This window comes from Blattabacterium cuenoti BPAA, from assembly GCF_000348805.1.
GTDB classification, from domain to species: domain Bacteria; phylum Bacteroidota; class Bacteroidia; order Flavobacteriales; family Blattabacteriaceae; genus Blattabacterium; species Blattabacterium cuenoti_B.
Window position 1 is genome coordinate 619,181 of the sequence record NC_020510.1, and the last position, 13,310, is coordinate 632,490.

Annotated in this window: 15 protein-coding genes and 2 tRNA genes; 1 reads left to right on the top strand and 16 read right to left on the bottom strand. The window is 26.2% G+C overall.

Going from position 1 to position 13,310, the window contains the following annotated elements; translation table 11 throughout:
* Positions 1-14: 14 nt before the first annotated feature.
* A complete protein-coding gene (locus tag BPAA_RS03005) occupies positions 15-323 on the bottom strand; it encodes a ribosome-binding factor A (protein ID WP_015430187.1) in 309 nt (102 codons plus the stop codon).
* A 135-nt stretch (positions 324-458) separates the two neighbouring features.
* On the opposite strand from BPAA_RS03005, the gene BPAA_RS03010 reads away from it, so the two are divergent.
* A tRNA-Ile gene (locus BPAA_RS03010) sits at positions 459-532 on the top strand.
* A gap of 11 nt (positions 533-543) precedes the next feature.
* Here the strand turns inward: BPAA_RS03010 and BPAA_RS03015 are convergent.
* From BPAA_RS03015 to BPAA_RS03080, 15 genes are all read right to left on the bottom strand, one after another.
* Positions 544-618: transfer RNA gene (locus BPAA_RS03015), tRNA-Arg, on the bottom strand.
* Positions 609-872, bottom strand: coding sequence for a 50S ribosomal protein L27 (gene rpmA / locus BPAA_RS03125; protein ID WP_015430188.1), 264 nt, complete (start codon positions 870-872; stop codon positions 609-611). Before rpmA ends, BPAA_RS03015 begins: the two co-directional genes overlap by 10 nt.
* Before the next feature lies 1 nt (position 873).
* The gene (gene rplU / locus BPAA_RS03020; protein ID WP_015430189.1) at positions 874-1,197 is read right to left on the bottom strand and encodes a 50S ribosomal protein L21; all 324 of its coding nucleotides are present in this window, start codon (positions 1,195-1,197) and stop codon (positions 874-876) included.
* 21 nt (positions 1,198-1,218) lie between these two features.
* Complete coding sequence (locus BPAA_RS03025; protein ID WP_015430190.1) at positions 1,219-2,454, bottom strand: aminotransferase class V-fold PLP-dependent enzyme; 1,236 nt, start codon at positions 2,452-2,454, stop codon at positions 1,219-1,221.
* A 7-nt stretch (positions 2,455-2,461) separates the two neighbouring features.
* A complete protein-coding gene (sufD, locus tag BPAA_RS03030) occupies positions 2,462-3,763 on the bottom strand; it encodes a Fe-S cluster assembly protein SufD (RefSeq protein WP_015430191.1) in 1,302 nt (433 codons plus the stop codon).
* A 45-nt stretch (positions 3,764-3,808) separates the two neighbouring features.
* Positions 3,809-4,561 (bottom strand): Fe-S cluster assembly ATPase SufC, encoded by a 753-nt coding sequence (gene sufC / locus BPAA_RS03035; RefSeq protein ID WP_015430192.1) that lies wholly within the window; start codon positions 4,559-4,561, stop codon positions 3,809-3,811.
* 11 nt (positions 4,562-4,572) lie between these two features.
* Complete coding sequence (gene sufB, locus BPAA_RS03040; RefSeq protein ID WP_015430193.1) at positions 4,573-6,015, bottom strand: Fe-S cluster assembly protein SufB; 1,443 nt, start codon at positions 6,013-6,015, stop codon at positions 4,573-4,575.
* Positions 6,012-6,344, bottom strand: a complete 333-nt coding sequence (locus BPAA_RS03045) for a HesB/IscA family protein (protein WP_015430194.1) — start codon at positions 6,342-6,344, stop codon at positions 6,012-6,014. The genes sufB and BPAA_RS03045 overlap by 4 nt, the downstream gene beginning before the upstream one ends.
* A gap of 60 nt (positions 6,345-6,404) precedes the next feature.
* Positions 6,405-6,920, bottom strand: coding sequence for a DUF192 domain-containing protein (locus BPAA_RS03050; protein WP_015430195.1), 516 nt, complete (start codon positions 6,918-6,920; stop codon positions 6,405-6,407).
* The gene (gene lgt, locus BPAA_RS03055; RefSeq protein ID WP_015430196.1) at positions 6,917-7,798 is read right to left on the bottom strand and encodes a prolipoprotein diacylglyceryl transferase; all 882 of its coding nucleotides are present in this window, start codon (positions 7,796-7,798) and stop codon (positions 6,917-6,919) included. Before lgt ends, BPAA_RS03050 begins: the two co-directional genes overlap by 4 nt.
* 15 nt (positions 7,799-7,813) lie before the next feature.
* Complete coding sequence (gene yidD / locus BPAA_RS03060; RefSeq protein WP_015430197.1) at positions 7,814-8,038, bottom strand: membrane protein insertion efficiency factor YidD; 225 nt, start codon at positions 8,036-8,038, stop codon at positions 7,814-7,816.
* Positions 8,039-8,043: 5 nt separating this feature from the next.
* Positions 8,044-10,335, bottom strand: coding sequence for an aconitate hydratase (locus BPAA_RS03065; RefSeq protein WP_015430198.1), 2,292 nt, complete (start codon positions 10,333-10,335; stop codon positions 8,044-8,046).
* A gap of 34 nt (positions 10,336-10,369) precedes the next feature.
* Positions 10,370-11,140: an alpha/beta fold hydrolase gene (locus tag BPAA_RS03070; protein WP_015430199.1), complete on the bottom strand. Its 771-nt coding sequence runs from the start codon at positions 11,138-11,140 to the stop codon at positions 10,370-10,372.
* Positions 11,137-11,874 carry a pyridoxine 5'-phosphate synthase gene (locus BPAA_RS03075; protein WP_015430200.1) on the bottom strand — a complete coding sequence of 246 codons (738 nt, stop codon included), beginning with the start codon at positions 11,872-11,874 and terminating at the stop codon, positions 11,137-11,139. Before BPAA_RS03075 ends, BPAA_RS03070 begins: the two co-directional genes overlap by 4 nt.
* The gene (locus BPAA_RS03080) at positions 11,868-13,118 is read right to left on the bottom strand and encodes a mechanosensitive ion channel family protein (protein ID WP_231840108.1); all 1,251 of its coding nucleotides are present in this window, start codon (positions 13,116-13,118) and stop codon (positions 11,868-11,870) included. Before BPAA_RS03080 ends, BPAA_RS03075 begins: the two co-directional genes overlap by 7 nt.
* Positions 13,119-13,310: the final 192 nt, after the last annotated feature.

Here is a 13,310-nt window from a genome sequence, read left to right on the forward strand (position 1 = left end):
ATTAAATTTTATTATTATACAGCTGAAAAAAAATCCAATTTTGGAATTTTTTTCACACGATACCTAAGTCTATAAGAAAGAATTTTTCTATAAAATCTAGATTTAAAACGGATAGATTTTAATATATTTTTATCCAAAAAAGGATAAATGCTAATATATACTTTTATTAAATTCATGTCAGGAGTAATATATATTTTAATCAAAGTCACTAAAAATTTATTTTTTTTTTGACTATAAAAAATTTCCTTATTAAGAATTTCTGCTATTTCTACAAAAAATATTGAATATAATTTTTTGTTTCTAATCAAGCTTATTTCTTTCATAATTTAGTCAGTTGAATTAAAAACCGATTTTATTTTTTTACAAATCAAATAAAAGTAGTACATGAAAAAAAATTAACAAAAAATTTGTAATAGGGAAAATAATGTTGTAAACTTGCAAAGTTTCCATTTTTTTCCGGTCCCATAGCTCAGTAGGTTAGAGCACCTGACTCATAATCAGGGAGTCGCTGGTTCAAATCCAGCTGGGACCATTTTATTTTTGTAACCGGGGAGGGATTCGAACCCACAACTTACAGTTTAGGAAACTGTTGTTCTATCCTATTTGAACTACCCAGTCTTAGTATCTATAATAGAAACAATTGATTTATTTTTTTTTCCTTTTTTAAAGGAAACATAACCATTTTTTAGAGCATATAAAGTATAATCTCTTCCTATTCCTACATTTCTTCCAGGATGATATTTTGTTCCTCGTTGACGAACTATGATATTACCAGAATTCACGTATTGGTTTCCATATATTTTAATTCCCAATCTTCTTCCTATTGAATCTCTTCCATTTCTAGAACTTCCAGAACCTTTTTTATGAGCCATATTATTGTTTTTTTTCTAAAAAAGAAATTATTTTTATTTTTGAAAATAAAGGTCTAAATCCATTTTTAACTTTATATCCTTTTCTTCTTTTTTTCTTAAAAATAAAAATTTTGTTCCCTTTTACATGTTTTAAAATTTCTATTTTAACGCTAATTTCTTCTAAAAAAGGATTTCCTAAAAAAAGTTTTCCTTCTTTATAAAACAAAAAAATTTGATTTAATAATATTTTTTTTCCTACATTTTCAGAAATATAAGGAACATAAATATACTTATTTTCAACAAGTTTAAATTGTTTATCTTTTATATTAGCAATAGCATATGTCATAAATCAAATAATTTTAATACCTTACTTTAATAATATTTTTTTTGTTTTTAAAAGACTTTCAATCAAATAATCTATTTCTTTAAAAGTATTATATACAGAAAAACTGATACGAATCATACCTGAAACTTTAAAAAAATTCATAAGAGGTTGTGCACATAAATGTCCTGTTCTAACCGCAATCCCCAAACGATCTAAAATGCTACCAACATCAAAACAATGTAACTCATATAAATTAAAGGAAATAATACCAGATTTTTTAGAAAAATCCCTATCATCTCCATACAATTGGATCCCATCTATTGAACTTAAACGTTTTACAGCATACATCAAAAGTTTCTTCTTGTAATCTTGAATCTTTGATATTCCTATTTTTTTTACAAAATCTATGGCATATCCCCACACAATAATTCCTTCTATATTCGGAGTTCCTGCCTCAAATTTAAACGGTAAATCTGAGTAAGTTGTTTTATCAAAACTCACATTTTTAATCATTTCTCCTCCAAATTGATAAGGATATAATTTTTCTAATATTTTCTTTTTTCCATATAATATACCAATTCCAGTAGGTCCATACATTTTATGAGCAGAAAAAACATAAAAATCAACATTTAAATTTTGTACATCTAAGTCTAAATTAGAAGGAACTTGAGCTCCATCAATCAAAACTAAAGCTCCATATTCATGAGCTTTTTTAATAATATCTTGAACAGGATTAATTATTCCTAAAACATTAGATATATGACTAATAGATACTATTTTTGTTTTTTCTGAAATTAAAAATTCAAAATCTGTTAATTTTAAAAAACCATTTTCATAAATGGATATTATTTTTAAAATAGCACCTTTCTTTTTACAAAGAACCTGCCATGGAACAATATTTGAGTGATGTTCAATACAAGAAATAATAATTTCATCTCCTTCTTTTATAAAAGTATCTATACTAGAAGCAACCAAGTTAATAGATTCTGTAGTTCCTTTTGTAAATATAATTTCCGATGAATGTTTGGCGTGAATAAATTTTTGAATTTTTTTTCTAACATTCTCAACATATAGAGTTGCTTTATGACTAAGATAATGCAACCCTCTATGAACATTAGAATTCATAGTAGAGTAATAATCTTGGGAGGCTTGAATTACATTCAAGGGTTTTTGGGTTGTTGCCGCATTATCCATATAAATTAAAGGATTCGAATATATTTTTTCTTTTAAAATAGGAAATTGATTTCTTATTTTTTGTATTTCTGTTTCTGAAAACATATATTTTTTATAAATGTTTATCTAATTTTTTCTTCATTTTTTTATGTATCAATTTTTTCAATTCAAAAATATGAATAGAAATCAACATATCCTCTAGAAAAGAGAATAATAATAACATTTTAGCTTTTTTTTCAGAAATTCCTCTTGATTGAAGATAAAATAACTCAGATTCTTGTATGTTACCTACGGTACAACCATGCGAACACTTTACAGACTCAGAATAAATTTCTAATTGAGGTTTGGCATATATACACGCTTCATTAGAAAGAAGAATATTATGATTTTTTTGGAAAGCATTTATTTCTTTTATTAATTCATTAATAATGATTTTTCCATTAAAAATTCCTTTAGATTTTTCACATAAAATATTTTTATATAATTGAAAACTATAAGCATTTGAACATAAATGATCTATCAAAGTATGATGATCTACAAACTGTCTTCCTGATAATAGAGAGATTCCATACAAATAGGAATATGTTTTTTCTCCGATGGAATAAAATTTTAAATTATTTCTTATAAAATTTCCTTGAAAAGAAAAAGTATAAATAGTACATTTGCTATTTTTCTTTTGTTGAAAAGATGTATTATCTATTACAGTAGTTTCTACTAAATCATCTTGCACTTTGTAGTAGTCAATTGTACTATGATTCATGGCATAAATTTCGCTTACAGAATTTATAAGAACGAAGTGTTTTCTTAAACATTTGTAATGTTCTATAATTCTAACATAGGAATGTTTTCCCACTACAATCAAATTTCTGTTATTCAACAGAATATTGGATTCCATTCCTGTAGAAATATGCAATATTTCTATGGGAGATTCTAAAATAACATTATTAGGAATATAAACATATGCTCCATCTTTTAACAAGAGAGTATTTAAAGTATAAAATGCATCATATTGATATGATAGTTTTCCATAATAATCTTTAATTTCATTTTCTTTGAGCGATAAGATATTTGACAAAAAAATATTTTTTACATGTTGTGTATAAGAAAGATGAGGATGATATTTTCCATCTATAAAAATCAAAATTAAAGATTTTTCTTTTTTTAGAAAAGTTAATTTTTTTATTTTTTGATGTTCTATATTTTCTATTTTTACATTTTCAGAAACAACATTATAATCCTGATTAATAATTGAGTCAATATTTGTATTTTTCCATTCCTCATTTGTAGAAGAAGGAAACCCTTTTTTATGGAAAAAATCAAAATGTTTTCGTTTTAAAAAAGACATATAAGAGTCTTTTTTTTCTTCAGAATAAAATTGATTAATTAATAAAGCTATTTTTTCTTTTAACTGCATTATTTAATTAATTATCAATAAAGTTAAACAAAACAATTAATTCTTTTATACTTTATTTTTCACTATCCAATCATATCCTTCTTTTTCTAATTTTTCAGCTAATTTTTGATCTCCTGACTGTATAATTTTTCCATTATATAGAATATGTATAATATAGTCTGAAAAAATGTAGTCTAATAACCTTTTGTAATGAGTAATAATTAAAATAGAATTGTTTTTATTTCTAAAATCGTTAATACCTTGAGCAACTACACGCAATGCATCTATATCTAAACCTGAATCAACTTCATCTAAAACAGATAATAAAGGATCTAACATCATCATTTGAAATATTTCATTACGTTTTTTTTCTCCTCCAGAAAAACCTTCATTTAAAGAACGATAAAAAAAACTTTTTTCAATATTTAATAAAGAAGACTTTTCTTTTATTTTTGATAAAAGATCTTTAGAAGATATTTTTTTTATATTTCGTGCTTCACGAATAGAATCAACCGCTGTTTTAATAAAATTAAAAATGGATACTCCTGGTATTTCTATTGGATGTTGAAAAGATAGGAAGATTCCTAAATGGGCCCTTTCTTCTGGTGAAAAATTTTTTAAATTTTGATTCAAAAAATAAATGTTTCCTTCATTGATTTTATATTCTTTCTTTCCTGCTATTATAGAAGCAAGAGTACTTTTTCCAGAACCATTAGGTCCCATAATAACATGACTTTCTCCTGCATTGATTTTTAAGTTAATTCCTCTAAGAACTTTTTTGTTTTCTATAGAAGCATGTAAATTTTCTATATTTAACATAATTTTGATTGTTATCCAACAGATCCTTCCAAAGAAATTTCCAAAAGTTTTTTGGCTTCTACTGCAAATTCCATGGGAAGTTTTTTCAAAACCTCATTACTAAAACCATGAACAATTAAAGAAATTGCTTTTTCTGTATTGATTCCTCTTTGATTACAGTAAAAAATTTGGTTCTCTCCAATTTTTGAAGTTGTCGCTTCATGTTCTACTTGAGAGTTCGAATTATATACATGAATATATGGAAACGTATGAGCTCCACATTGGTTTCCAATTAATAGAGAATCACATTGAGAAAAATTACGAGAATGAATCGCTTGAGAAGTGATTTTCACTAATCCTCTATAATTATTTTGAGCTTTTCCTGCGGATATTCCTTTTGATATAATGACACTTTTGGTATGTTTTCCTATGTGAATCATTTTAGTTCCTGTATCTGCTTGTTGAAAATCTTTAGTTAAAGCTAAGGAATAAAATTGTCCTATGGAAAAATCTCCTTTTAGAATACAAGATGGATATTTCCAGGTAATTGAAGAGCCTGTCTCCACTTGTATCCAAGATATTTTTGCTCCTTTTTCACATAAACCACGTTTCGTAACAAAATTAAAAACTCCTCCTTCCCCTTTTTTATTTCCAGGAAACCAATTTTGAACGGTAGAATATTTAATTTCAGCATTTTCCAAGGCTATAATTTCTACTACAGCTGCATGTAATTGATTCTCTTTTCTTTGTGGGGCCGTACATCCTTCTAAATAACTCACATAGGAATCTTTATCTGCAATAATTAAGGTTCTTTCAAATTGACCAGTTTTATTTTCGTTAATACGAAAATATGTAGATAATTCCATAGGACAACGAACTCCTTTTGGGATATAACAAAAAGAACCATCTGAAAATACAGCTGAATTTAAAGCGGCATAAAAATTATCTTTTTTTGAAACAACTGAACCTAAATATTGTTTTATAATATTTGGATATTTTTTCAAAGCATCGTTGATAGAACAAAATATAATACCTTTATCTTTTAATTTTTTCTGAAATGTAGTCGTTAAAGAAACGGAGTCTAATACTATATCTGTTGCTACGCTTGAAAGCTTTTTTTGCTCTTCTATAGGAACCCCTAATTTATTAAACGTATCTATTAATTCTGGATCTATTTTTTCAACATGATTGAAGTCTACTTTTTTTTTTGGAGCAGAATAATAACTTATTTGTTGAAAATCTGGAACTCGGTATTTTATATTCGCCCATATTGGGGGATTCATTTTTTTCCATATATGATAAGATTCTAACCTCCAGTCCAACATCCATGTGGGTTCCTTTTTTTTTTCTGTTATTTTACGAATGACTTCTTCATTTAATCCCACTGGGATTTTATCGGATTCTATTGGAGTATAAAATCCATATTTGTATTCGGATTCAGAAAAATTTTCCAGAATCTTATTATTTTTTTTCATGATGATGAAAAACTTTTTCCGCAACTACAAGTATGTTTTGCTTTAGGATTATTAAAATAAAATCCTTTTCCGTCTAGTCCATCCGAATATTCTAATGTTATTCCTTCTAAATAAGGAATACTATTTTGATCTATCAATATTTTCATTTCTTTGTGTTGAAAAAGCCTATCTCCTTTTTGTTTTTTTTGATCAAAAGTAAGTTCATAAGACATACCTGAACACCCTCCAGTTTTAATTCCAAATCTAATAAATGAAACATGATGAGAAAGTCCTTCTTTTTTCATAATAGAAATCAATTTATTTTTCGCTTCTTCTGATATAAAAACCATAATACTTATATAATTTTAATTAATTACACAGGATAAATATAATTGTTTTGCATGATTAAATTAAATCCAAGCAATTTTTGTTATTCCTTCTTTTATCCCCCATTTGTTTGACATACCAGCATTAATTTCTAAAATATATTTTATAGTTGAAGAGAGACTTAGATTTTCTATATTTTTCATAGGATTTACGTATTTATTCACAAAAATGACAGTATCAAATTGATTAATATATACAATATCTAAAGGAATTCGCATATCTTTCATGTCTATCTTCTTATACTCTTCTTGATTTTTCAAAAGAAACAACATTCCTCTATCTTCTTTTAGAAAGGACCTATATTTCAATCCATTTTTTTTTTCTGTATCTAGATCTGCTAATTCTATATCTATTTTTTTTATGACATTATTCTTATTTTTTAAATACAGTTCTCCATCTTTAAGAAATTCTATTTCTAGTAGACTTCCGATATCCAAAAACATATCAGAATTCTCATAAATTCTTTCAGAAGAATTTATCAAAAGACACATAAACATAATAATGATTAAAGGAAAAAGAATATTGATTTTTTTCATCATGAAAAAAAATACTTATTAATTTTTGAAAAATTAATAAGAAATAATCCAAATATAATAAAAGGAATACTAAGCCATTGTCCGGTATTCATAAATAAAAAACTAATAAATTCTCCTCCTTGAGGTTCTTTCAAAAATTCGAGTAAAAAACGTATAGACCAAAGCAAAATAAAAAACAATCCGGATAAAAATCCATCATAATTTTTTATTTTTATTTTGTAGAAATACCAAAGTAATAAGAAAATTGAAAGATACCCAATTGATTCATAAATTTGAGCAGGATGTCTAGGAACTATTCCTCCATATTCCGTATCCATTTTCATAAATTTTACTGCCCAAGGCAATGTTTCACTACATGGTTTTCCTACTATTTCAGAATTAAAAAAATTTCCTATTCTAATAAAAACAGCAGATAGTGATACGGGAATACACAATCTATCACATAACCAAATAAAAGATTTTTTTTTCAAAATTGTTGTACAATAAAATAGATTAGATAAAATAATACCTATGGTAGCTCCATGACTAGATAAACCTCTATAACCAACGAATTCATATCCTTTTATAAATCCTAACAAAAAGGTTTGATTATTTTCTCTTATAGGTAAAAAGGCTTCAATCCAATGATCTGAAAAATACGAAAAATCATAAAATAAAACCTGACCTAATCTTGCTCCTATAAGAGTTCCAAAAAAAGTACAAATAAATAAAGGTTCCAAATATTTTTTATGTATATTATCGTTTTGATAAATATATTTCATGATATACCATCCTAATGAAAAAGAAATCACAAACATTAGACTATAAATATGAATAAAAAAACCTTTCCACAAAGGAAATTTTTGAATAGGATCCCAATTAATATATTCTAATGTTTTCATGTTTGATGGGCGTCATTAAATGAATTTTTTAGGATCAAAATCAGATGGGCCCCAAGGATTACATTTAATGATCCTTATTATACTTATGAAAATAGCTTTAAACAGATTCCATTTTTTTAATGACAAAATCATGTAGTTTGAACAAGTTGGAATATATCTACAATTATTCCCTATCCATGGAGATATCCCTATTTGATATAATTTTACAATTTTTATGAATAAAATTTTTATAATTTTCATTTCATTTACGTTTGTTGGTTTTTAATAAAATTTAAGGAAGAACCAGCTTTAAACCATTGAATTTGCTTTTCATTATAAGAATGATGAGCTATGATTTTTTCTTTATATCCACTTTTATGAATTAATTCTATTTCTATATTTTTATTAGGACATATTTTTTTGATGTAAAAATGAAATATGTCTCCTTCTTGAATTTTGTAATAATCATCAGAATTTAAAAAAGTTAAAGCTAAAATTCCTTGTTTTTTCAAATTAGTTTCGTGTATTCTAGAAAAAGATTTAACAAGAACTATACGAACTCCTAAAAAACGAGGTTCCATCGCTGCATGTTCTCTTGAAGATCCTTCTCCATAATTTTCCTCTCCCACAATCAAGGTTAGGATATTTTTTGACTGATAAAATTTAGAAATTTCATAAACGGTTCCATAATTACCCGTTATAATATTTTTGATTTTATTTTTTTCTTGATTAAAAGCATTTACAGCTCCCATTAATAAATTTTTAGAAATCATCTCAAGATGACCTCTGTATTTTAACCAGGGCCCCGCCATTGAAATATGATCTGTAGTACATTTTCCTTTAATTTTGATTAAAAGCCTGACATTGAGAAAATCATTCCCATTCCATGGTAAAAATGGGGATAAAACTTGTAATCTTTTAGAATTTTTATTTATAATTACAGATCTTTTTTTTATATTTTCTTCTTTTGAAAAACTTTCATACCCTAATTCTTCCAAATTAAAATTCCTTGTAGGAGTTTCCATTGATTTAGGTTCTTCAAATTTTACATACTCATTCATTTCATTTTTTAACATATCTTTTCTAGGATCAAAAGTCAAATCTCCAGAAAAAGCTAAGGCAGTGACAATTTCTGGAGAAGCTATAAAAGCATGTGTTTTTGGGTTTCCATCATTACGAGATGAAAAATTTCTATTAAAAGAATGAATAATTGTATTTTTTACGTTTTTTTTATTTCCCTTTCTTACCCATTGTCCAATACAAGGGCCACAAGCATTAGAAAAAATTTTAGCTCCGATTTCTTTAAAAATAGATAAAAAACCTTTCTCTTTCATGAGAGAATAAATTTTATTGGATCCTGGTGATACCATATATTCTGAATGAATTTTCAATTTTTTCTTTTTGGCCTGTTGAATAATGGATATTGCCTTTGAAAAATCTTCATAAGAAGAATTTGTGCATGAACCAACTAATCCTACCTCAATTTTTGTTTTCCAGTTATTTTTAGAAGCTTCCTCTTTCATTTTAGAAATAGGAGTCGCTTTATCTGGAGTAAAAGGACCATTGATATGGGGCTCTAAAATATTTAAATCTATTTTTACTACTTTATCATAGTAATTACATGGTTTTTGATAAACTTCTGAATCTGCTTTTAAAAAATCTTTGATGTTTTCTATCATTAGAGAGACCTGATTTCTCCCATTTTTATTCAAGAAATCTTTCATTTTATTATCATCATAAGGAAATAAAGATGAGGTCGCACCTATTTCTGCTCCCATATTACAGATTGTTGCTTTTCCAACACAAGAAATACTATCAATTCCTTCTCCAAAATATTCAATAATATGATTTTTAGCTCCTGAAACTCCAATCATTCCAGACAATTTTAAGATCACATCTTTAGGAGAAGTCCACCCATTAATCTTTCCGATTAAATTTACTCCAAGTATTTGAGGTAATTTTAATTCTAAATACGATCCAGACATCACTTCAGCTGCATCAGCTCCTCCAACTCCTATTGCTAGCATCCCTAATCCTCCAGCATTAGGAGTATGAGAATCTGTTCCTATAATCAAACCTCCAGGAAATGCATAATTTTCTAGAATAATCTGATGAATAATTCCTGATCCAGGTTTCCAAAAATCTATTTTATATTTATGAGATGCAGATCTCAAGAAATTATAGATTTCTTCATTTTTTTCTATAGCATTTCTTAAATCTAAATCTGAACCATATTGAGCCGATATGAGATGATCACAATGAATAGATGTCGGAATACACGTTTTGCATTTTTTAGTTTGCATAAATTGAAGCAAAGTCATTTGCGCTGTTGCATCTTGCATTACAATACGATCAGGTAATAAATCCATGTAATATTTATTTCTTAAATTCTTATTATCTTTAAAAAAAGGTTCTAGCTTTTTTATTTCATCAACTAAGTGAGAATATAGAATTTTTTCCGAATAAGTCATAGGGTGATCTATCACTTTCCTAATTTTTCCAATTTTATACGAAAAATTTGTATAAAAATTTCGAATTCTATCAAGATCGAAGACCATAAAATTTTTCTATTTTGAAAAGAATATACATAAATTATGTTTCGTTTAAAAAAACATTGATTTTTTCGTAAAAATCTATGGGGTTGTCTATATGTATCCAATGATCAGATTTTCTCACAGTCCAAATTTTAGATTTTGGAAATAGCTTCCGTATATTATTATGATCTTTATCAAGAATATAATTAGAATACTCTCCTCGCAAAAATAGTGTAGAACCATAATATAAACCATTTTTTATTTCTTGACGAATTAAAAAATCATAATTTTTTTCAATATTCAATAAAGAAAAATGGAAACATAGTTTTCCATTTTTTTGTTTTTGAGTACATTTAGAAAAAAATGACCTGATCTTTAGATCAGAAATCCATTTTTTTAAAAATAGATCAAGATCTTTTCTAGTGTGAATAATATTGAAATCCACTTTTTTTAAAATGTGAATTAATTTTTTTTGATTGGAATCTATGTAAGCCTTAGGACTAATATCCACAATTATAATTTTTTTTGGAATCGTAGGATACTTTATAGAGAACTTCATTACGGCCCTTCCTCCCATAGAATGTCCCAATAATATAGGATGATTTAATCCATAATAATAGACATATTCTAATATATCTTTTGATATAATATCGTAATTCATTTTTTCGGAAATGAAACTTTTTCCATGATTTCTCATATCCAATAGATGAATTTGATAATTGTTTTCAAATTTCCTAGCAAAAGAAATCCAATTATCTCCATTTCCAAACAATCCATGAAAAACTAAAATGGGAGAACCAGAACCGTAAATTCTAGAATGCAGTATCATTTTTTTATATTTTTTTTTACTTTACAAAGTCTTTTCAAATAACTCTGTATTGTATTTTCTAGTCCCATATATATAGATTCGATAATTAAAGCATGTCCAATTGACACCTCTGATAAATTTGGTATTTTTTCAATTAAAAAAGAAATATTATCTAAATTTAAATCATGTCCAGCATTAATTGACATATGATGAAACACAACCATTTTCGCTGTATTAACATATGGATCAATGCAATTCCATTTTTTATTCGCATATCCTATGGAAAAAGGTCCAGTATATAATTCTACCCTATCCGCTCCCGTTTTAGAGGCATATGAAACCAGTTCTGGTTTCGGATCTAAAAAAATAGAAGTCCGAATTCCATAATCTTTTAGTGTTTTAATTTTACCAGTCAAAAAATCCTGATATAAAAAAGTATTCCACCCAGAATTTGACGTTATTGCGTACTCAGAATCAGGAACTAAAGTAACTTGTGTTGGTTTCACATCTAATACTAGTTTCATAAATTTTTCAGTAGGATTTCCTTCTACGTTCAATTCTGTTGAAATTACAGAACTTATGTCATATACATCCTTATATGTAATATGTCTTTCATCAGGACGTGGATGTATAGTAATCCCATGGCATCCAAATTTCTGAACATCTATTGCAACTTGAACAACATTGGGGATATTCCCTCCTCTTGCATTTCTTAATATAGCTATCTTGTTTAAATTAACACTTAATCTTACCATTGTTTTAGAAATTCTTTTTTGGGAACTTGTGTTGTTACTTCTAAATCAAATTCTTTAGCCGCTGTTAATAAATGATCGAAAACGCTAGCTTGTATCTGTTCATATTTAATAGATTCAGAAGTATTCGTGAAACAATATAATTCTACGGGTAACCCATAAGGAGTAGGTTCTAAATGTCTAACCATCAAAGTTTCTGATTGTGATATTTTTGGATGTTGTGATAAATATTCCAATGCATATTGACGAAAAATACCAATATTTGTTAATCTTCTTCCATTAATATTATTGATACTTACATCAATATTTCTTTCTTTATTGAAAAGATCTATCTTTTCTTGTTTTTTTTGTATATAACTTTTTATTAAATAAATATGTTGAAATTTTTTTAATTTACATGAATTACAAAAATAAAAAGATTGAATATTGAATAAAATAGATCTTTTAATTCTACGTATATTTTTTTGACGCATAAATTCAAAATTAGTAACAGCTGTGGAAATTAAATCATAAGTAGGGACACTAGTAATAGTTTTATCAAAATTTTCTATTTTTGCGGAAGTTAAATTAATTTCAATCACCGTTCCTTCTATATTGTATTTAGGAATTCGAATCCAGTCTCCCACTTTTATCATTTTTGTAGAAGCCATTTGTACTCCTGAAACAAATCCAAGTATAGTATCTCTAAATACCAATATCACAAAAGCCGTTATAGCTCCTAAACTAGTCAAAACAGTAATCAGATCATTCTTTGTAAGAATAGCAATAATAATCAAAATACAAAATATTATGGATATAATTTTCAGTAATTGTGAAAAAGAACGAACTGCTATGGTTTGATGATTATTTTCACTTGTAGCTATTCTCATAATAGAATTCACTACTCGAATTAAAAACTGTAAAACAATTAGAACGAATAATATATCAAATATTTTTTCTAAATAAATGATAATCGTATGATAGTCATTAAAAAATGGTTTAATTAATATTAAACCAATAGATAGTGGAAAAAAATGAGATAAACTATCAAAAACTTTATTTTCATATAAAATGTTGTCCCAAACAAAATGAGTAGAATTTACTATTCTTCTAACTAAAAAACGAACCCCTCTATTAAAAATAAATTCCAAAATTATTAGAATAATAGTAAAAAATAAAATTTTACCGATTATAATAAGAGTTATAGCCCCCCATTTTTTTAAATCTAAATTTACAATATCATAGATCCCTTGAATTTTAAAAATCATTATTCCTATTTTTTCGATAAAAATTTGATAACACATAAGACAAAATTCCTTATTAACTATATAAAAAATTGAATAATTAACTGTATTTTGATTTATTTTCAATAAATTATTTATGTTTTGTAGATTAAATAATATAATAGATATTGAGAAGAAAGATAAAATTTTGACTCAATTTTTTAAAATTTTAAATTT